Below are 22,086 nucleotides of genomic sequence, written 5' to 3' on the forward strand. Positions count from 1 at the left end.
ATTAAATTTTTATTTTTCATGAAAATCCTAATTAGTCATTTAAAAAAAAATTAATTTAAAGACTCTGATATGGAAAAGATTTTGTTACCAATAGTTTTATATATCATAATAAACATATTATTAAATGTTGTATATAGGGCCCGTAGCCTAGCTGGACAGGGCGTCGGACTTCTAATCCGAAGGTCCCGGGTTCAAATCCCGGCGGGTCCGCTCTATTACTATTTTTTACTATTTTTTATAATTTGCAAAAGAAGACTACTTAAGATATCTTAAGTGAATATAAAAATTTTCATAGGCTTGTAGCCCAGTTTGGATAAGGCGTTAGACTCCTAATCTAAAGACCGCGGGTTCAAATCCCGCCAAGCCTGCTTTTTTAAGTGAATTAAAAATAATCTAAAGTGACTACTTTATCTTTTTTCTCTTGTTTTTTAAACTCATCCTTAAAAGATATTTCACCGTATTTGCCTCCGCCACCTGGAACCACATTCAATGTCTTGTTTCTGAATCCTTCGATTCCAATAGCTACCTTATCATCTATTTTTGCAATATCTTCTAATGGAACATTGATCAAGACATCAATTTCAGGACCATATGCATCAATCAGCTTTTGCCAAACACCTTGTACTGTCTTGGTTGTTATTCCCTTATCGTAAATCATGCTTATTATCTCTGCAAGAGGCATCAAATGAACATAAGGCGGCCTATGGCTTGGATGATGAGGCTCCTTGTAATCAGCGATTTCACTAATTCTGAAATCAACCCCTTTCTTGATTCTTCCACCACAGGAACATCTCATTCCATTGGATTTTGCAAGTTCAGGATCGATGATTTTATAGCATTTTGTACATGCAGTCATGTGATATTTCCCTAAATTCGGAAGCAAACCATAATTTGCCTTGACTGTCTTATTCTTCAATGCATTTTGAAGTGAAGTGTATGAAATGTCCTCCATTTCTATCTGATTGAATTCCCTTCCTAACCTATGAGGCCATGGAGAATGTGCATCAGAATTGGTTAAAAATACAAAATCAGACAATTCCTTTACTGTATCTGCCATATCCGTATCTGCAGACAAGCCCAATTCAACGAAATCAGGCGCCTTTTCATAACAGTCATAAATGCTGTTATAAGTCTTGTACATACCAGTCCAAGGAGTGAATGAATGAGCTGGACCAATCATGCAATCATACTCTTTTACAAGCTCAAAGAGTTCTGCACCGCTTAATGGGCTTCTTGGCCTTCCATCAATGAACTTATTTGGAGAGACCAATTTTTGGGAAAGTTCACGAGCCACATCAATGTCTGGAATTATGATTACATGGTGAATCTTATGTTGGGCTTCAACCTCTGTTGTCAATATGAAATCACAATCCTTGTGTGAGTATATTCCATCTCCCTTATACTCAGTGCTTTCGGCTACAATATCCAGCCATTTAGGATGTAATGCATCTCCAGTACCAACTAAGTTCAATCCCTTTTCACGGGATTTTGGAGCTATATTGTTTATCACCATATCCTTTGAAGTGGCTGCTGAAAAGCAACTGTGAGTGTGTAAATCTGCATTGACCAACATATAATAATCATTTTAATTTTTTAATATAAATATTTTTTAACTAAAAGATATAGATAAAATATTGATTATAATTAATTAAAATTGAGTGATTTCATGACTAAAAAACGTTGCCCTTGGGCTGAAGATGTGGAGGAAATCTATGTAAAATATCATGATGAGGAGTGGGGAGTTCCAACTTACGACGACCAGGAACTCTTTGAAATGCTAGTGCTCGAATCATTTCAGGCAGGACTTGCATGGATTACAATATTAAAGAAAAGAGAGAACTTTAGAAAAGCCTTTGATGATTTTGACGTTTTAAAAGTAGCTGACTATGACGATGAAAAGGTAGAGGAACTTAGAAACAATGCAGGAATAATCAGACATAAGGGAAAGATAGAATCTGCAATCAACAATGCAAGGATATTCATTGAAATACAGAAGGAATATGGTTCTTTCTGCAAGTATATCTGGCAGTTTACAGACAATAAGATACTGATAGACACTAAAGAGAATTACCTTACAAAGTCCCCTCTTTCAGACAAAATAGCTAAGGACTTAAAGAAAAGGGGAATGAAATTCGTTGGAACAACAATAATATACTCCTACCTGGAATCAATTGGAGTAATCAACAATCATATTCATGAATGCTTTAGATACGAGGAATTAAAATGAAAACACGAGACTTATTGGAAGAAATAAAGGAAAACATCAAGGATTATAATATTGAAATCTTTGAGAATAAAGCAAATGATGAAAAGGCGGATCAAGCATCTAAACAACGTGCTATCTTCCATATTCAAAACTACAATGAGATTATGGCATTGAACATTGATGAGGAAGATGAAAGCAATATAGAAATTGATGATGGCTTGATAAATGACATCAAAGATGAATTGAGAAGATTCTTTGAAGGATGTTCCCCTGAAAGTGATGAGATATTCAAAAGATTCATAACATATAATTGCATTTACTTAAGTGTAATTGCTAAAAGACCATTGCATCCTGTTGGAATAGATATGCACAATGGAAAAACAGTATTCGCTGAAGGAAAAGATGGTGAAACAGTATACTATTGTGATATTAAAGAAGAGCAATCAAAGATTGCTAAAGATTATTATACCTGCCAATACTGTGTTTGTAAACCAAGTGAGTTGAAAGAGAATTGAATTTAAAAAATAGTAAAACAATGAAAAATTAAAAAAGGATTTATGAAAATAAAAAAAAGTATTGGATGAAAAATTAAAAAAGAATTGAATATAATCCTATAACTGGATTACATTCTGTTGGACTTCATCATTGTCCTTTCCTTCATATAGGATTTCAGCTAATTTCAATAATTTTTCTTGACCTTTAACCTCATCCTTGAATAAAGGAACTTCAGCGACTACTTGGTCTGAGAACTTTTGATCAATGAGTGCGAGACGTTTTTGCTGCAACATGTATCTTGAATGGCAGAAGTCACAATCAGAAATGTCTGGCATGACCTGATTTACAATGATGCTGTCAGTTGTAATGTCATATTTATTCAATGCTTCAATAGCTCTTTCTGATTCATAAATAGACATTTCCTCTGGAATGACGACCATTTTAAAGGTAGTTCTTTCAGGGTCTGAAAGCACTGCTTTAGCTTCATCGATTTGCTTTTTGGTCTCTTCCAATTCCTTGCTTGACTGCAAGTCATCTGCTGCATCCATAAATGGAATAATGTTCTTTAAAGCATTTGCTGCAGTGCCTAATTTTGCTTTGGCTTTCATTAGTTTTCCTACCCAAGAGTCCATGATCTCTGGGAATGAAAGCAATCTTAATGTGTGGCCAGTTGGTGCAGTGTCAAATACTACAACATCATACTCATTGGAAGTCATCACAGACAAGAACACTTCAAATGCAGCTGCCTCATCAGCACCTGGAGAAGCGGAAGCCAAATCCATTTGCTCGCCTAAAAAGTCAAGACCCATCAATTGGTCTGGGCTTGCTACAGATTTCTGGCTTTCTAATGCTCTTTGCTTTTCTTCCATTGCCTTATCAGGATCGATTTCAACTGCATAGAGGTTTTCATTGATTTGAACAGGATAATGTCCAATTGTCACTTCAAGTGAATCAGATAATGAATGAGCAGGATCGGTTGATACTATTAAGGTTTTCTTTCCTTGATTTGCTAACCACAAAGCAGTAGCTGAAGATATGGAAGTTTTACCAACTCCCCCTTTTCCCCCTACAAATATGAAAGTGGTTTGTCCTTTTTTAAATTTGAATAAATCTTTAAATGCCATATAATCCCTCCATAGGATTTAGTTAAATTATCTAAAAAGTTTTAGTAACAATAAGTTATTTTATTCTTCTTACATATAAAGTTTATCTTTTTTCATTAAAAAATTCCTAAAAATAAAGCTTCGTGAAAAAAAGAAAAACTAATTTTTTAATTAATTTTACTATAATTTACAATAATTTAATGAAAATTTTATATTTAATAAAAATAATAAATATAAAATAATATGATTTATTAATTATTTAATTAATTTTTAATGATTCAATTAATTTCAAATATAATTTTTAAATTATAAATTGCATTATTAATTATCGCAATTATCTAATTATCAAAAACTAAAACGGTGATTTAGTGACTAATAACGAAATTGAAAAGAAATGGCAAAAAATCTGGAGAGAGAACAAGCTATTTCAATCAGACCCTAATGAAAAGGAAAAATTATTCATAACAGTAGCTTACCCATATCCAAGTGGAGCTATGCATATCGGTCACGGTAGAACATATACCGTACCTGATGTATTTGCAAGATTCAAAAGGATGGAAGGCTACAATGTATTATTCCCTATGGCATGGCATGTAACCGGTGCACCGGTTATAGGTATTGCAGACAGAATCAAAAGGAAAGATCCATGGACCCTTGACTTATACGAAAGAGTTCACAAGGTCCCTCATGACACCCTTCCAAAATTGGAAGATCCTATAAACATTGTAAAATATTTCAGTAACGAATACCATACCGTAATGGATGATATGGGTTATTCCATTGATTGGAGAAGGGAATTCAGAACTATTGATCCAACTTATCAGAAATTCATCACATGGCAAGCTAAAAAACTTAAGTCATTAGGCTTAATCAAGCAAGGTGAGCACCCTGTCAAATACTGCCCTCACGATGAAAACCCTGTAGGGGACCATGACTTGCTTGAAGGTGAAGGAGTAGGAGTAAACGAATTGACATTGATCAAGTTTGAAGTTGAACCTGGACAATATATCGTACCTGCAACGTTCAGACCTGAAACCATCTTCGCTGCAACCAATGTATGGTTAAACCCAGAAGTTCACTACATTGAAGTTGAAGTTAAATCCGGTGTTAACGAAGGTGAAAAATGGATTATAAGCAATGAAGCTTACCTCAACCTTTCCAACCAGCATGACTTGGAAATTGTTGGTGACATTGACCCTAAACCATTAATCGGCAAATACGTTAAGAATCCTCTTAATGGAGAGCCATTGCCAATCTTCCCTGCAAGCTTTGTAGACCCTGAATACGGTTCAGGAACAGTATTCTCTGTACCTGCTCATGCACCTGCAGACTATATCGCACTTAGAGACTTGAAAGAAAATGCAGATCTAATCAAGGAATATGACATTGCGGATGAAGTTGCTAAGGCAGAACCATTGAATGTTGTAACCGTAAAAGGATATGGAGAGTTCCCAGCTGTGGAAGTTGTTGAAAGAATGGGAATCGAAAACCAAAACGACCCTAAAGTGCAAGATGCAACTGATGAATTGTACAAGGCAGAGCACAGCAAAGGATACATCAGCGCCCATATTGAAAAATACGCAGGAAAAAGAGTCGCATATATCAGAGATGAAATCAAGGCTGACATGATTGAGGAAGGCAGCGCAGACATCATGTACGACTTTGCAGAAAGACCTGTAATCTGCAGATGCGGTAACAAATGTGTAGTCAAGATTATGGATGACCAATGGTTCATCAGATATGGTGATGAGGAATGGACTGAAAAGACCCAAAAGTTACTTGCTCAAGAAACCATCATTCCTGGAGAAATCCGATCCAACTTTGAATACTACCTTGACTGGTTGGATGATTGGGCATGCTCCAGAAGAGTAGGTCTTGGAACCAGAGTTCCGTGGGATGACCAATGGTTAATCGAGCCTTTATCAGACTCAACAATGTATATGTCCTACTATTCAATAGCTAAATATCTCAAAGACATGGACCCTGAAGACTTGAATGAAGCATTCTTTGAAAAGGTCTTCTTAGGAGTTGACAGTGATGAAATCACCGTTGCACCTGAAATTGTAGATGAAATTCAAGCTGAATTCAATTACTGGTATCCTCTTGACTGGAGATTGTCTGCAAAAGACCTTGTAGGTAACCACTTAAGCTTCTTGATGTTTACACATGCAGCTATTTACCCTGAAGAGAAATGGCCAAAAGGAACTGTTGTATTCGGTATGGGTCTCCTTGAAGGAAACAAGATGTCCTCATCAAAAGGTAATGTAATTCTCCTTGCAGATGCAATTGAAGAGTACAGTGCAGATGTAGTAAGGCTTTTCTTGATGGCATCAGCTGAACCATGGCAAGATTTCGATTGGAGAGAAAAAGAGGTTAAAGGAACCCAAAGAAGACTCGAATGGTTTAGAGAATTTGCACAAAAAGTTGAAGACATCAAAGGAGATAAATTAAACTTATCCAACATTGAGGAAGTGGCTCTTGAACGCAGCATCGACAAATGGATGATCAACCAATTAAATGTCCATATCAAAGCTGCAACAGAAGCACTTGAAGTTTTCCAAACCAGACAAGCATTGCAACATGCTTTATTCTTGCTTAAAAAAGACTTAGACCACTATATGTACAGAGTCAAAGACCTCATTGAGAAAAAGGACCCTGCTGTAATTTACGTATTGTCCACATTATTAAGTAACTGGATCAGATTGCTTGCTCCATTCACTCCACACACTTCAGAAGAGCTTTGGAGCAAATTTGGTGGAGAAGGATTCGTTTCATTTGCAGAGTGGCCTAAATATGATGAGGAACTCATCAGCGAAGAGATTGAAAGATCAGAGTCTCTTGTGCAAAACATCGTAAAAGACATCAATGAAATCAGAAACATTGTTGACACAGACCCTGAAAAAATCCACATTTACCTATCCCCTGACTGGAAATGGGATTTATACAAAATTGCTGATGAAGTTGGAAAACCAGACATCGGTCAAATAATGGGTAAAGCAATAGGTCAAAACATCTATGATGACAAGAAGGAAATCGCAGGCGCAGCTAAAAAGATTTCCAGAGAAATGACCAAAACAAGATACATCGGTAAGATTGATGAAGCTACCATCTTGAATGATGCAAAAGACTTCATTGAAGCTGAAGTGGAATCAGAAGTAATCATTCATACTGATGACAGCTACGACCCACAAAACAAGGCAAGAAATGCAATGCCTTATAAACCAGCTATTTTCATGGAATAGATGAAAATAGGTAAAAAATAAATAAATAAAAATAAGTAATTAATAGCTATTTTAAATAGCTATTCTTCTTTTCTTTTTTTAAAAAAAATTAATAAATTTATATAATCACTATTGACTCTCTTTTTTTACTGTTTTTACAATAATACAGAATCAATAGCTTCCTTACAAATTCTTAAAGACTCTTCAAGCTCTTCTTTTGTAATGACCAAAGGAGGATTAAAATACATAACATTACCTAAAGGCCTAAGCATCAATCCTTGCTTTAACGCTTCCCTATAGATTCTATACCCTATCCTTTCAGATGAATCAAATCCCTTTTTAGACTCCTTATCCTCAACGAGTTCAATGGCATTGATGAGTCCCATCTGTCTGATTTCACCTACATTAGGATGCTCATCAAAGATTTCATGGAAACGATTGTTTAGCCAAATTGCCTTTTCATTTGCCTCTTCAAGAATATGGTCCCTTTCCATAATCTTCAAGGTTGTGTTTGCTACACTTGCTGCCAATGGATTTCCAGCATAGGTATGACTGTGCATGAATGCTACATTATCCTCATAATCTCCATAAAATCCATTATAGATTTCATCTGTGCTTACACAAACTGCCATTGCCATATAACCGTTTGTAAGCCCCTTTGAAATGCACATTATATCTGGACTTATTCCTGCATGGTCCACTGCAAACATCTTGCCTGTTCTTCCAAAACCGGTAGCTATCTCATCTGCAATCAAGAGCACATCATACAGGTCACAAAGTTCCCTAAGCTTCTTGAGATACAATGGGGGATAGATTTTCATTCCTGCACTGCCTTGAATCAAAGGCTCAATTATCATAGCACAGGTTTCATGACCATATTCTGCAAATGCCTTCTCAGCATGTTCAAAGCATTCACAGTCACAGCTTTCCCTATTTTTATTGTATGGGCATCTGTAACAATCTGGAGCCTGCACCTTAATAGTATCAATCATAATCGGTTCAAATACTTTAGAATATTCATCCAATGCACCAACAGATAATGCACCTAAAGTTTCTCCATGATAAGCATCTGTAAAGCACATGAAGCGTTTCTTATGAGCTTTTCCATTTTGAGCACAAAATTGGAAAGCCATTTTAAGTGCACATTCAATGGATGCTGAACCGTTATCAACAAAGCTGAATTTGTTTAGCCCCTCTGGCATTACCTTGATTAGACGTTCAGACAATTCTATAATTGTTTTGTGTGAAAAGTTAGCAAAAAGAACATGATCCAACTTATCTACTTGACTTTTGAGAGCATCGCTAACCTCATCATTGCAGTGTCCAAGCAAATTGCACCACCAGGAACTGATAATGTCTATATATTCCTTGCCATCTACATCATATAGTTTAACGCCTTTTCCATGGTCAATTATTATTGGTGGAAAATCTTCATAGTCTTTCATCTGAGAAGCAGGATGCCAAATATGAGCTAAATCCTTTTTTGCACATTTTTCACTTTCATTCATATTAAAACCTGATATTTGATATAATTTTCTAAAAATTAGTTTTTAAAATTTCAATTCTAAAACTCTATTATAAGATTAAACTTTATATTAAATAAATTTTTAATTTTTTACCTTGAATAAAAAATATACAATATACAAAAATTTTTCTCCTAGAGAAGAGGATAGAATTTTCATGACAAAAATTAATGAAAATTTTCAATCATGAAACAAGTGTAAGTTTAATTAATGTAAAACATAAAATAAAAAAAGAAATGAATATAACCCATAAAATAATTATGGTTATCTTCAATATAATTAAAAGTATTATCTGAAATATGAAATCAATTCTTTAGTATCTACATCCAGTTGTAGATTTATATCATTTTGATAAACTTTTGCTATAATTGGAACATCACAAAGATCTTCAACCATTTTGATATTGTCATTTTCCATAAGTTCATCCTTGTAATTATTCATGATGATACCACATGCATGAACATTTCTGTTTTTGAGATATTCAACTGTAGTGACAATTGAGTTGATGGTTCCAAGTCCAGCATCGGCAATGATGATGACATCAAGACCAAGATGATTGATGATGTCCTCCAACATGATATTGTTTTCATTGCCTTTTCCTTCGTAACGTATAGGACAAACTATTCCGCCGCTACCTTCCATCAAGATGTAATCATATTTTTGTGATACCTTTTCATAAGCATCTTTCACTACACTTAAGTCAACAGGATTACCTTCAATCTGACTTGCAAGATGTGGTGAAACTGCAGTTTCATAGATATATGGAACTAAAAAGTCTGTATCCTCTTCCAGATTAGCCATTTCCAATACTTCTACTGCATCCCCTGGAACTAGATTGTCATCTTCATCCCTTATGGCTCCACTTAAAGCTGCCTTAAAGTAAGTGGCATTATATCCATTGTCGCGAAGATACTTTAGCAACAATCCAGTGACATATGTTTTTCCAATATCTGTTCCAGTTCCAATTACAAATAGTCCTTTAGACACTGTATCACAATCCATCTATTGAGTAAGTTATTTCAAAACCCAATTCTTCCAAAAGTTTCAAATCATTGTCCAATTCCACACCTTGAGTGGTTAGCATATTTCCTAAAATTCCAGCATTTGCACCTGACTGGAACGCTTTTCTTCCATTATCCCCAAGGAGCGCTCTTCCACCAGCCATACGAATGTAGGAGTCTGGATTGATGAATCTGAATATAGCAATTATTCTGCAGGTTTCATCATTGGACAGTATTTCATTGTTTTCTACAGGAGTCCCCTTGATTGGATTTAATACATTTATTGGAATTGATTTGACACCGAACTCTCTCAATTGGAGTGCCAAGTCAATTCTGTCTTCAAAGTTTTCACCCATTCCAAAAATTCCACCACTGCAGATCATGACGTTTTCATTGTGAATCATTTCTATAGTGTCGAGCTTTTCATCATAGGAATGAGTGGTACAGATTTCCTTGAAGTAATTCCTTGAACTTTCCAAATTGTTATGGATCCTATCTACACCTACATCATTTAAGGTTGATATCTGGTCTTTTGTTAAAAGTCCTAATGAAACGCAAATCTTGATATCGCTGTTTTCCTCTTTCAGCTCTTCAATGAGACCCGCCATTATTTCAAAATCCTTTTGAGTCACTTTTCTGCCTGAAGCAACATAGGATATCCTTTTGAAACCAGAATTGTAGATAGCCAATGATCTTTCCTTCAATTCCTCTTTGGATAATAGAGGATAGATTTCTATATCAGTATCATAATGATTGGATTGAGCACAAAACTTGCAGTTTTCACTGCATCTACCACTTTTTACATTGATTAACATACATGCATCGAATTTGTTTCCACAGAATGATTTTCTTATTTCATTTGCTGCACTTGACAAGTCTTCTAATGGAACATCAATGAGATTCATAGCATCCTCTTTAGTGACTTTATAACCATCCAACACCTTGTTCTTTAACTCATTTACATCAAACATGATACCACATAAACATTACAATTGTTATAAAAATAAAATATTATATTTTATAAAAAAATTTTTCTAAAAATTAAATTTCTAAAAAGCTAATCTAAAGCTTTCTAGCAAAAACCAAATAACCGCTATGGCCAACCATTCTGGTTTTTGGCCTGGTTCCTTGAGGCCTTATTTCCATTTCTCTTTCAATGGTTTCAAGGATTGTGAGATCCCTAAAGCCCAATTTCTTTGCAATTCTATAAGCTGTTTCAGCTTGATCAATATATGGAGCATAAACTGCTAACCATCCTCCAAGCCTTAATGCTTTCTTAACATCTTCAAAAATCTCAAATGGCTTTGGAAGGTCTAGGAAAACCAAATCGATTTCCTCTTCATCGATTCCATCCTTGATGTTTTGGTTTTTGACTTCAATGTTCTTTATTCCAAAATCGTCAATGTTCTTTTTAGCGACCTCTGCAAAGTCCTCTCTTATTTCATAGGTGAAGACCTTACCCTTTTCCCCAACAACATTTCCAAAGTTCAATGCAATAGCTCCAGCTCCTGTACCTGCATCTATAACCCTGTCACCTGAACCGAGTCCAGTGCGAGCAAGAACAGTTCCAATATCCTTTTGGATAAGGATGGAACAGCGTCTGTCCATTAAGTCAATGAAATCATTTACAGTTGGCTTAATGACTTTAAACTCCTTATTTAAATGAGTGATTATTGTATCACCAATAGTAGCTCTTTCCATTTGCTCTTTTTTAATAATACCTAAATCAGATTGGAACTCTCTGTCTTCCTTGATTAAGTATTTTTTTCCTCTTTCATCCATTAAAATCTTCAAATAATCACCATCTAAATGAAATTTGTAAAATCAATTGAAATAAAAATTATATTAAATTTTTTTTAATAAAAGTAATTCTTAAACTAATAGTTATTTTTAGCTTTTATTATATATAATAATTTTTTAAAAATAGAATAAAATTGTTTAAAATAAGAAAAATTTAAAAAAATAGAAAAAATAAAGAAACCTAAGATTTATTTAAGTTTCTTTTGATTGTCATCTTTTTTGAAGTAAAGATACTTACCTTCAACGACTTCCCTAATATTCTTAGCTGTTTTCTTACCGATTCCTTCAACTTCCTGCAATTTCTTCTCATCAGCTTCCAAAACAGCTTTGACTGAACCGAAATGTTCCAATAATCTTTTAGCATGAACAGGACCAATGTTCGGCAAGGATTCAATGATGAATAATTGCTGTTCCCAAAGGTTTTGTGGTTTTCTTTCAGTCCTGATTTGAATGCTGCGCTTTTCACCTTTCTGTTCTCTGATTGCAATTCTCTTGATCATTGCAGCAGTGTCTTCCTCGGTTCTTGTTGGGATGATGCTTATGCCATAGTCAAGTGCAATTGATGTCATAGCACCTCTGATTGCATTTGGATTAATGAATCCTGAATAGAAATCATTTCCTTCAAGAATCATGATTGGCTTCTTAAACTCTTCCATCATCATTCTTGCCTGCTTGAAAAGTCTCTTGTCAACAATGGAATCTACAAAGTCCTTGGCAGTTTTTCTCTCTATTGCAACTTCCTCACTAACCTGATAATCTGCAACAGCCATTGTATTTACTTTAACCTTAACTCCAATGGTATCCAATGCCCTTATGACCTTTGAGTTTCCTTCTCTTGTATCAACATAAACAACCAATTCCTGATTTTGAGGATTTTTGGCAAGCTCTTTATAAATTGCATCCTCCAAATTCTGCTCCTCTTTAGCTTCCTTTTCCTTGAGTTCTTGAAGCTTGCTTTCATTTTCATTTTCCAAATTGATCTCTTCAATATCCTCATCACTGACTTCTTCTTCCAATGAATCATCCATATCTGAAGTGACTGGTTCCTCTACAATTGACTTTTCCTTTTTACCTAAGACCTTAATATTACGTTCTACCTCAATCTTTTCAGCAGCATTAAGCTTTAGCTCTTCAATAGCTTCTTGTGTTGCAAGCTGTGTCTTCATTCTAGACTCTCTTCTAACGCTGGTCCAATAATATCCTTCATCAATTGTCTTTTTGGTAATGAGCACTTTCATCCTACCAGAAGATTTACGTCCGGTTCTTCCTCTCCTTTGTATCATACGGATTTCAGATGGAACTGGTTCATATAAAATAACCAAATCAACTGCAGGTATGTCTATACCCTCTTCTGCAACACTTGTAGAAATCAAAACATCATAATTTCCTGTCTTAAATGATTTGATAATGTTTTTCTGTTCCTTTTGGGTTAGTCCTTTCTTACCATCACTGGTTCCTTGCCCATAGAATCTGACACTTTTGATACCTTCCTTCTCACATCTTTCATGAATCATGTCTAAAGTGTCTCTGAATTGTGTAAACACTATGATTTTAGGACTGTCCTTATCTTCTCCTTCATCCCTTAGGGATTTTAGTCTTGTCTGTCCATCCATACCAAGTTCTAGCTTAAGTAGTTCTATGAGCTTTTTCATTTTAGGATGTTCAAGACCATATTCCTCTGCCTCTTTTGCAAGATAAACAGCTTTTGAAAAGTTTGGATCAAGAAGGATATTCTTTGCAGCTCTTGTAGTTTTCTTTCTGAGTCTTCCTACATAATCATTGAATGGAGCTACTCCCTGACTTTCCAATAATCCTAATGCGTGCTGCAAGTTGATTACAGCAGACAAAATGGATATTGCCTGGAAGCATTCCTTAGGCGGATTTACAGATTGACCTATTTTCCTTTGAACCTTAGATCTTGCCTTCAATATGTCTCTTTTATTTACAGACACTGTATTGATGATTCCTAAATCCTTAAGTCCTTTCAGACGAACCTTCAATGCCTTATTTACCAAATCTCTGATTTTTTCGAGTCTTGGCCCCATTTCCACTTTTATCCAGTCAATATTGATTGGATTGAAATATGGTTTTACATCTGGGTCTTCTTCAGTCTTGATAGTAATATCCTGAATGAAAAGGTTCTCACAGACTTCCTTGATTTTGTTCTTGTCATGTCCTGGAGAAGCGGTAAGACCTAAAATAAGATGATTTTGACATTCCTTTACATATCTTGAAGCAAGATAAACATAGGAATAGGAACCTACTGCATGGTGACATTCATCAAAAACAACAAGGGAAACATCTTCTAAACTGTATCTTTCATTCAATAAGTCTGATTCAACGGTTTGTGGTGTTGCGCAAATAACCTGTGACTCTATCCATCGCTTTTCCCTTTCATCTGTCTTTACAGCCCCAGTAATTGAGGTGCAAGGAACATTTAAAAAATGCTTGAAGTTTTCTTCGTGCTGTATGGTTAATGGTTTACTTGGAGCTAAAATAAGAATTTTTGATCCTTTGAATTTTTGAAGCCTATCTGCAGCTACGAGTATTGCAATGATTGTCTTACCTAAAGCTGTTGGAGCTACAATCATTGTATTTCCCTTTTTGAGAACGTCTGCTGCTAAAACCTGTTGATAAATCCTAGCCTCTGCTGAATTCGGCCTAATTAAAGGATGTTCAATATAAGTAACCATGAAATAATATATGTAATTAGATATTATTTAAATATTTATAGAGAGCAGTTGAAAATTAATCAGCTTAATATAATATTGATTTAAAATAAAAATAAGAATTAATAAAAATTAAATAAAAATAAAAAAGAAGGAATTAAAAGCATTTAATCCTTATCGCATAATTCACTGATAGCAGAATTGAACTTGAATGCTGCCTCTCCAATAGCTATGACAATATTGGAATCTGTTTTTAATGCCGCCTTTACACCTTCAACCACTTGCTCTTGGTTAGCACCCAAAGTAAATTTAGAAGCTTGCTCTGGTGCATCATCAGTGAAAACAAATGTTTTCTCTAAAGTTTCATAATCAAAATCAGCTTTGCCGTCTTTTGCAGAGGCCAATAATTCATCTACAACAAGTCTTGAGTCATGAGAAGCTGGAACAATATACTTGACATTGTCCAAAGCCTTTTCTAAAATCTCAATATCTCCTTCATGACCAGATTCAGAGGTAACTGTAATTACAACAGTGGCATCTCCATAGATCTTAGTAATTTCCTTTAATACGGTTTCAACACCTGCAGGATTATGAGCATAATCAACCATAATGGTCTTATCTCCAACTTTACCCATTATTTCCATTCTTCCAGCAGTTCCCTTAAAGCTTGAAAGACCTTTTTGAATTTCTTCATCAGAAAGCTTCAAGAATCTTCTAGCTGCGATGATTGCTCCTACTGCATTGTAAACATTATGAAGACCATCAAGAGCAATGGTAAATTCAGTTTCTCCTTCAGGAGATTCAAGAGTGAATGTTCTGTCCTTAAGAGAAATGTTTTTAGCCAAATAGATTGGCTTTTCATATTTTATGCCACATTCGCATTCAAAGGTTCCGCAACCGGAAATAAGTTCATTTATTTCAATGTCTCTACCACACCAGCATGGCTTGGTTGATACTCTGCATGGCTCATCTTCAAGGCCAAAGCTGATTGCATCACCTTTAAAGTCAATTTCCTTGAACAAACCTACAATAGTTGGATCGTCACTATTGTATATTAATGTACCATCATTCTCTTCAATACCTTTTACAAGCTCCCCTTTGACTTTAGCATACTCTAAAAAGCTTCTTGTAATGAAGTCTGTTTCATCGTTTTCGTGAGGGTCCTGCAAATGGTCAACTGTAATGTTTGTCAAGATTCCGAAATTTGCATGGGTCAAGTCAATGATGGACTTTAAGCCACCAGGTGTGCCATCAGTACCTGTCTCTAAAATAGCTAAATCTCCATTAAGTCTTGTTTGAAGTGATGGGATGAATTCATTGTTTCCTTGCATACCTTTCAGATTATGTTCACAAGGATTGATACCTGCAGAATATGCAATATGCTTTAAAAGAGTTGTTGTAGTGGTTTTACCATTGGTACCTCCAATGCACATAACAGGTTTTTCTGGTGTGAATAGCTTAAAAATATCTCCAAGCTCAATGGTTTTAATGCCTTGATTAGATGCAAGCTCTAAAACCTTAGCATTCTTTGACATGCTTGGAGGCGGAACAATGAAATCTATTTTTTTAAAGAATTCTTCAGGATGCCCTCCAAAGAATATTTCAATGTCATAGCCGTCAAAAGAAGAGTGGAATCTGCAATCCTCTTTAGATGAGATATCTGTTCCAATAACAGAATAGCCTCTATCCATAAGGATTCTTGCAACCAAGTTTCCTACAACTCCACAAACACCAATTACACCAAAGGTTTTATTTTCTAAATCCAATGAAGCCAATTCTTCATCAGACATAGAAGAGAGCTCTAAACTATTCAATTTAACACCTTCATGAAAAGATAAGAATTAATTAAAAAAAGAAAAAATAAAAGAAAATTAATACTCCAAATAGTGGAAAGAATTTTGGTCAAGGTTCTGCGAACTAAAGTTCGCGAAGCTTGGCTAGTCGTACTTTTTACAGCCTTCCTCTAAACCAGTGACTATTTTTTCCATGATTCCTTCAGGATCCTGCATGAGTTGAGGTCCTAAGTGTAGGATAGTGTCTCCAGGTTTAGAATATTTAATGGCTAGTTCTGCACCTTCTTCCATAGTTCCTGCAATTACCTTAACTGCATCAGAGTCCACTGCAGCATCAAGCAATTCCTGAGCAGGTTCCAAGTCAACTCTTTGGTAAACTTCGTTGAATCCAGTAGCTACCATTACATCAGCATACTTACCCATAAGCTTACCTGTTTCCTTTTTATCCCTATAAGTTGAAGTATCAAAGTTATCAAGCAATAGAACAAGACTTCTATCACCTAAGAAGTCGAGTGCAGCGGTAATACCTTCAATTAAATAGGAAGCATCAATATAAACTTCCCTGCCATTATAGTCTCCAATGTATTCCATATGAACTGAAAGTCCCTTGAAGTTTGCAAGGCCTTCCTTGATGATTTCTACAGGCAATCCATAAGCCATTGCAATAGCTGTTGCAGCAACTGCATTCTCATAGTAATAGCTCATCATATGGAAATCAGAGGTAAAGCTGCCTTTTTTAAGTTCTTTGGATTTGTTTCTGAATTTATAAGCTATATCAATAGCGCCTTTTGCACTATCACCAATAAAATTACATACTTGGCCTTCTCCAATAGCAACTTCCTCAAAGTTTGCTACCTTATCGAAGTATTCGGATTTTTTGGATGGTTCATATCCAGGTAAATCTTTAACCATTGCGTAAAAGATTGCATCAGGTCTTGCTTCTTTTACAGTATCCTTACAATGAATGCTTGTAATGAAGTTTTCACTATTTTTAGCAATGAACATTTTTCTTTGTGTGTAACGTTCCATTGAACCTCCAAACTCAGACAAATGCTCTTCATAAATATTCAAGAGTGCACCAACCTTAAGCTGAAGTTCAGCCATTAAACCTGCAGTTCCGTGAGGAAGCTCCAAAACAGCAATGTCTGATTTTTCTGGAATCCCTTTAATGATTCCATCTACAATGACTTCACTGACAAGGTTTTGGGTCATGGAAGAACAGATCCAAACTTGATATCCAGCGGTTCTGAAGATTTCAGTTACCATATGGGTTGTACTTGTTTTACCTACACTGCCTGTGATTCCGATAATGTCAATGTCAATGAAACTGTCTGCCAATCTACCGAAATCATCATTGGAAAAGACATTAAGGTTAGCTTCTTTTATGATTTTATAAGCTGGAGCATTTTCAGGTACAGTTGGAGATAAGTAAACTGTATCGATTCCATCAAGACTTGGTTCAAATACGCCTAAATCTAATTCAACTCCTTCGCTTTCCATAAGTCTTAAAGTCTTTTGAACATCCATGTGGAAGTCTTCAATTTTCTTTGGATCGGTTATCTTTACCGTGTGGCCAGCATAGTTTAATAATCTTGCAACAGGACGACCTGCATTTCCTGCTCCTACAACAATAACATTCATTAATTAACACTCCTTGAAGGTTTATGTAATTTTATTAGAATTTTAAATAATTTTTCAATTTACAAATCATTTTGTCAATAAAATGACATGGTAAATGATTCATAAATCTATATGATATTATTTATAATTTTTATATAACTTAAAGTTTATTAAAAAAATCAAGCAAAATAGGATAAAAATAATTAAAAAATAGTTATGAATGAAATTAAAAATAAAAAATAAAATTAATTAAAAAATAAGAAAGAAAGAGAAGAAAAAATAGATTTATTCAAAATCTAATAGGTTTTCAATGTCATTATAAATGACCTTTAAGCCACACATTGAAGGCACATAATTAGCTGCCTTTGCGGAATTTACTCCAATGACTTCATAGCCCATTTGCTCTATTGGAGCAACTACCATACAAGTGTCACAGCAAATCTTACCTCCAGCTTGCTCAATGGCATCAAGATATCCTAAACGTTTAGCAGCTTCCTTGATATTGATTGAAGTGCAAACCCAAAGCTCATTTTTGATCTTTTTGCCTTTGACAATTTCAGCAACTTCCTTAACTTCCTCCAATGAAGCATGTGGACAGCCTAAGCATACAAGGTCTGCATAACCTTCTGCACTGCTAAGCTTTTCTCTTGTTTCTATAATATCATCTTTAGTGATTGTAATCTTATCATCAGCATTTCCAATATCAGCAAACTTGTACTCTGGAGTGATGTCTTCAACATGGTATAAAGCCACTGCACCGGAAGATGCGAGTGCTGCACCAAGAGCTTTCAGATTACCGTTTTCTATCTTGTAAGGCTTGTTCTGCATTTTAAAGTAAGGAACTCCATCCTTAACAACTTGGCCCACTGCATAACCTAAAGCACCGAAATCAGCCCTTTCAAGCTCACATTCCACATCAACAAGCAAGTTAGCTGTTCTGTTTTCATCCAAATGGAATCCGTATAATGGGGTCTTTCCTACAATAGCTGCAGCCAATGCTCCAGGGCCTCCTTCACGATTGGTTCTTGCACCAATTACAGAGTTTACATAAGCAACTGCAGAGGACTCAGACCAGGAAACATGGTCACCGAATCTTGGAACATTTCCAATCAAATAAGGAGTGCATGTACAGGTAGTGCTTATTCCAAGTGCTCCATAAGCATTGCAGATATCAACTTGCTTTTTAGCAAACTCTGGAGGAAAACCGAAATCCTCCCAATTGTCAAGATCAGTTCCTGCAGGGTTGAGAGTTGCAGATATTGTTGCAATTCCACTTTTATCGCTTATTGTACCATTTTCATTATAAATGATTTCAGCAGTTCTTGCCAAGTCTTCAAGATATTCAAGACCTGCTTGGCCTATGGTCTTATAGGATACTCCAGACACTTGTGCAGACTTAATGTCTACGAATTTCTCTGCACCGTAAATGTCTCCTAAAGCAATTAGGATATCCATACTCTTTCTAATGGTTTCTCCATATTCACCACTAGCCATCTTTTCTTCTTCTTTAGTTAAAAACATGAAATTCCCCTTTTCTATGAAATTTTGTAAAATTGAATATGTTTAGTTAAATAACTTCAAAACCGATGAGTTTGATATGGTTGGAAATCAATTCAGGATCTTCATCAATAGGTTCAGATAATTTGGTAGTTATGTACTTCTTATTGTCATCTGGGAAGACTGTTGCAATCTTCAAATCATCATTGTCCATGATGACACTTGCCAAGAAGTTTGCACCGCTTGAAATTCCGATTCCCAATCCTAATTCCTGAGCAATCCTTTTAGACATATTTATTGCATCGCAATCATGAATCAAGACAATATCGTCAATCAATTCCTCATCAACGATTCCAGGAATGAAATCATCACCAATACCTTCAATCAAATGGCTTCCTTCATCCATTCCCATCTTGAGAATGGACAATGTGCTTGGCTCCAATGCAAAGACTTTAGCATCAGGATTATGGTCCTTTAGTCTTTTACCGATTCCCATAAGTGTTCCACCGGTTCCGATTCCTGAAACAAATGCATTGACATCTGGAAGGGCATCAATGATTTCTTGACCTGTTTTCATATATTGGGCTTCAACATTCAATTCATTGTCAAACTGAAGAGGCTTGTAAGCTCCAATTTCCTCTGCAAAATCATCCACAAGTTCAAGAGCTCCCTTGAATCCACCATCTTCTCTGGATACAAGATGAACCTCTGCACCATACATCTGGATAAGTTTCCTTCTTTCAAGAGAAACCCAATCAGGCATGAAAATATGTACATCATGGCCTAAAAGCGCTCCGATTGCACTGAAAGCAATTCCAGTGTTTCCGCTTGTAACCTCTATTATAGGTTGGCCATCCTTTAAGTTTCCTCTTTCCTTTTCTTTTTGGATAATGTATAATGCTATTCTGTCTTTAATGCTTCCAGAATAGTTGTAATATTCAACCTTAGAATAAATGCTTCCTTTCTTGCCTTCATATTCATAATCAATCTTAATCATTGGGGTATTGCCAACTAATTTATCAACATTCATAAGATTCCACCAATCAATAATAAAAAAAATAACAAATAAGCAATGATAATTATCATCAGCGATTAATTAAAATTAATATAACACTATTATATTTGTATTTTAATTATAAAATACTTTTTAAAAAATAGCTGAAAAAATAAAAAAATGAGAACAGTGCATGATTTTAAAAATAGTAAAAAAATAGTTTAAAATAGTCTAAAATAATTAATAGTTTAAAAATTGATTAAAAAAGAAATAGCTAAGAATTATCTTAACTATTTAATTGAGCTTCAATAGCTTGGTCAACTAAATGTAAGAATTGATCCTTAGCTTCATATGGTATCATAGCACCAGCTGCTATATCGTGTCCACCACCTTGCCCGCCAAAGTTAACTGCGACTTCGCTTAAAGCTTTGCCTAAATTAACTCCACGTGCAACCATTGGGCGTGTTGCTCTACCAGAAACCTTAATGTCCTTATGAAGTCTTGATAATCCTAAAATAGGCTTATCATCATTTAAGATCTTAGCAGACATACCTACACCAGCAATTGTTCCCATAATGCTTTTAAGAACCTTATCCTCACTGTAAAGGTATTGAATGTAATTCAATTGTTGGGCGCCTTCACGGCTAATCCAATCAAACCCTTTAGTAAGATCGTTCCTATAAGTCTTTTGAAGATTGAGAGCCTTATCTAAAGCTTCCTCTCTCTCACCAAGAACAATGCTAAGTGCCAATCCATACTCCTTGTTTTTACCACAAGCATCCAAGATTGCAGAATACTCCTCTAAATTACGTAAGACTGGATGCTCACGAGGAACACTGTAAACATCACCAAATATTTGAGGATTGACCTTTACAAGTTCATCTTTAACAACATCCTTTTCCTCATCTTCTAATTCAATGAACTTAATACCATAGGAAACCCCCATTTTTTCAAGAAGTTCCTGTGATTTCTCCAAACTACCGGTTAAACCTGGAAGCGGAGGATTTAAGGTATAAGCAATTGATTTGAATAAAGGCTCTTGTGCTTTAGAGACTATCTTTAAATCTTCATGGATTTCCAAATTACCTGCTTCCTGACCATCCTTCAAAATTAATTGGTTTACACCAACAAATCGGTTCTGGCACTGCATATCGCCAAATGCTCCAATAAGCGCCATATAAGCCAAATGCTTTTTGTTCATATCTCTAACTGACAAATAGCTAGATCCTGCACCGCTTATTTCACGACTTCCGTCAACGCCAAATAAGTGTGGGTTTACATGAACAAGATTGTCTTTAGCTTCATGAGCGCTTGGCTGGTGATGGTCTGCAACAATAACATCAGCCTTTAGAGAATTAAGTTGCTTGATACAAGCACTGCCCATATCTGAAAAAACATACAATTCATATTTTTCCTTTGCAACATCCCTAATTACATCTGCCTTAAGGCGAGGGACAATAGTTATGTGGAATTGTCCTCCCTCTTCCTTAATGGCATTAGCTATAATACCTGCTGATGACAATCCATCAGCATCATTATGAGAAATTAATCTAATAATGTTATCTTTTTCGATATGCTCTTTAAGCATATCTGATGCCTCACATCCTCTACTTAATAGAGAATCAAATTTTTCATTGTCTCTATTTAACGAGAAGTGCTGCTTTTGTTGGATCGTATCTCCATCCTTCTGGTAATTGGCCATTCTTTGCATAGTATCTACCTAATCTACGGATTCTAGATTCAATGATAGTTAATCCTCTTTTACCATGAAGGTCTTTTGGGTTTTCTTCTAAGTGATCTCTGATATTTACTGCTCTTCTGATTAAATTCATTAAATCTTCAGGGTACTCTTCAGCTTGACCGTTTCTTTTTAAGATTTGGGTAATTTTTTCACCAGTGACTTCTTTTACACTAGGAATACCGTATTGGTCTCTTAAAATTACTCCGATTTGACTTGCAGATTTACCTTCTCTTTTGAATTTTACAATAAATTCTTCGATTTCTTCGTTACTGTATGCGATCCATTCTGGTCTTGCCATAAATATCCTCTCCAATAAGTTTTTTGATTATTTATAGTAAGGTCCTTTGTAAAATAATTCATAATGAAAAATTTTTATGAAAATTATTATAGAAGAAATATTCTACAAACAATTTTTAGAAAAAA

16 protein-coding genes and 2 tRNA genes are annotated in these 22,086 nt (G+C 35.3%); 5 read left to right on the plus strand and 13 right to left on the minus strand.

The genetic code is table 11. The features are described from left to right. Positions 1 to 136: 136 nt before the first annotated feature. Positions 137 to 210: transfer RNA gene (locus IJI80_RS06035), tRNA-Arg, on the plus strand. A gap of 83 nt (positions 211 to 293) precedes the next feature. Continuing rightward, a tRNA-Arg gene (locus IJI80_RS06040) sits at positions 294 to 368 on the plus strand. Between the two features lie 14 nt (positions 369 to 382). Here IJI80_RS06040 and IJI80_RS06045 read toward each other — a convergent pair. Next, on the minus strand, positions 383 to 1,573 hold the full coding sequence (locus IJI80_RS06045) for a TIGR00375 family protein (protein ID WP_292788526.1): 1,191 nt from the start codon (positions 1,571 to 1,573) through the stop codon (positions 383 to 385). A 93-nt stretch (positions 1,574 to 1,666) separates the two neighbouring features. On the opposite strand from IJI80_RS06045, the gene IJI80_RS06050 reads away from it, so the two are divergent. Continuing rightward, positions 1,667 to 2,227: a DNA-3-methyladenine glycosylase I gene (locus IJI80_RS06050; RefSeq protein ID WP_292788527.1), complete on the plus strand. Its 561-nt coding sequence runs from the start codon at positions 1,667 to 1,669 to the stop codon at positions 2,225 to 2,227. Then, on the plus strand, positions 2,224 to 2,721 hold the full coding sequence (locus IJI80_RS06055; RefSeq protein WP_292788528.1) for a DUF2115 family protein: 498 nt from the start codon (positions 2,224 to 2,226) through the stop codon (positions 2,719 to 2,721). The genes IJI80_RS06050 and IJI80_RS06055 overlap by 4 nt, the downstream gene beginning before the upstream one ends. Before the next feature lie 96 nt (positions 2,722 to 2,817). Here the strand turns inward: IJI80_RS06055 and IJI80_RS06060 are convergent, their stop codons facing one another. Next, on the minus strand, positions 2,818 to 3,825 hold the full coding sequence (locus IJI80_RS06060) for a TRC40/GET3/ArsA family transport-energizing ATPase (RefSeq protein WP_292788529.1): 1,008 nt from the start codon (positions 3,823 to 3,825) through the stop codon (positions 2,818 to 2,820). Positions 3,826 to 4,172: 347 nt separating this feature from the next. On the opposite strand from IJI80_RS06060, the gene leuS reads away from it, so the two are divergent. Beyond that, a complete protein-coding gene (gene leuS, locus IJI80_RS06065) occupies positions 4,173 to 7,046 on the plus strand; it encodes a leucine--tRNA ligase (RefSeq protein WP_292788530.1) in 2,874 nt (957 codons plus the stop codon). Between the two features lie 134 nt (positions 7,047 to 7,180). On the opposite strand, the gene bioA is transcribed toward leuS, so the two are convergent. From bioA to IJI80_RS06120, 11 genes are all read right to left on the minus strand, one after another. Beyond that, a complete protein-coding gene (bioA, locus tag IJI80_RS06070) occupies positions 7,181 to 8,533 on the minus strand; it encodes an adenosylmethionine--8-amino-7-oxononanoate transaminase (protein WP_292788531.1) in 1,353 nt (450 codons plus the stop codon). A gap of 303 nt (positions 8,534 to 8,836) precedes the next feature. Beyond that, positions 8,837 to 9,535: a dethiobiotin synthase gene (bioD, locus tag IJI80_RS06075; protein ID WP_292788532.1), complete on the minus strand. Its 699-nt coding sequence runs from the start codon at positions 9,533 to 9,535 to the stop codon at positions 8,837 to 8,839. A 4-nt stretch (positions 9,536 to 9,539) separates the two neighbouring features. After that, on the minus strand, positions 9,540 to 10,520 hold the full coding sequence (bioB, locus tag IJI80_RS06080; RefSeq protein WP_292788533.1) for a biotin synthase BioB: 981 nt from the start codon (positions 10,518 to 10,520) through the stop codon (positions 9,540 to 9,542). Positions 10,521 to 10,611: 91 nt separating this feature from the next. Further along, positions 10,612 to 11,343 carry a tRNA (adenine-N1)-methyltransferase gene (locus IJI80_RS06085; RefSeq protein ID WP_292788534.1) on the minus strand — a complete coding sequence of 244 codons (732 nt, stop codon included), beginning with the start codon at positions 11,341 to 11,343 and terminating at the stop codon, positions 10,612 to 10,614. Between the two features lie 194 nt (positions 11,344 to 11,537). Then, positions 11,538 to 14,042, minus strand: a complete 2,505-nt coding sequence (locus IJI80_RS06090; RefSeq protein ID WP_292788536.1) for a DEAD/DEAH box helicase — start codon at positions 14,040 to 14,042, stop codon at positions 11,538 to 11,540. Positions 14,043 to 14,185: 143 nt separating this feature from the next. Continuing rightward, positions 14,186 to 15,832 carry a Mur ligase family protein gene (locus tag IJI80_RS06095; RefSeq protein WP_292788537.1) on the minus strand — a complete coding sequence of 549 codons (1,647 nt, stop codon included), beginning with the start codon at positions 15,830 to 15,832 and terminating at the stop codon, positions 14,186 to 14,188. A gap of 123 nt (positions 15,833 to 15,955) precedes the next feature. Beyond that, a complete protein-coding gene (locus IJI80_RS06100; protein WP_292788538.1) occupies positions 15,956 to 17,452 on the minus strand; it encodes a Mur ligase family protein in 1,497 nt (498 codons plus the stop codon). Between the two features lie 264 nt (positions 17,453 to 17,716). After that, positions 17,717 to 18,952: an aconitase X catalytic domain-containing protein gene (locus IJI80_RS06105; protein WP_292788539.1), complete on the minus strand. Its 1,236-nt coding sequence runs from the start codon at positions 18,950 to 18,952 to the stop codon at positions 17,717 to 17,719. 46 nt (positions 18,953 to 18,998) lie between these two features. Next, positions 18,999 to 19,958 carry a cysteine synthase family protein gene (locus tag IJI80_RS06110; RefSeq protein ID WP_292788540.1) on the minus strand — a complete coding sequence of 320 codons (960 nt, stop codon included), beginning with the start codon at positions 19,956 to 19,958 and terminating at the stop codon, positions 18,999 to 19,001. A gap of 250 nt (positions 19,959 to 20,208) precedes the next feature. Next, a complete protein-coding gene (locus tag IJI80_RS06115; protein WP_292788543.1) occupies positions 20,209 to 21,510 on the minus strand; it encodes a DHH family phosphoesterase in 1,302 nt (433 codons plus the stop codon). Between the two features lie 52 nt (positions 21,511 to 21,562). Next, the gene (locus tag IJI80_RS06120; protein ID WP_292788541.1) at positions 21,563 to 21,961 is read right to left on the minus strand and encodes a 30S ribosomal protein S15; all 399 of its coding nucleotides are present in this window, start codon (positions 21,959 to 21,961) and stop codon (positions 21,563 to 21,565) included. Positions 21,962 to 22,086 lie beyond the last annotated feature (125 nt).

The sequence above is a fragment of the Methanobrevibacter sp. genome (assembly GCF_017432245.1).
Lineage (GTDB): Archaea > Methanobacteriota > Methanobacteria > Methanobacteriales > Methanobacteriaceae > Methanobrevibacter.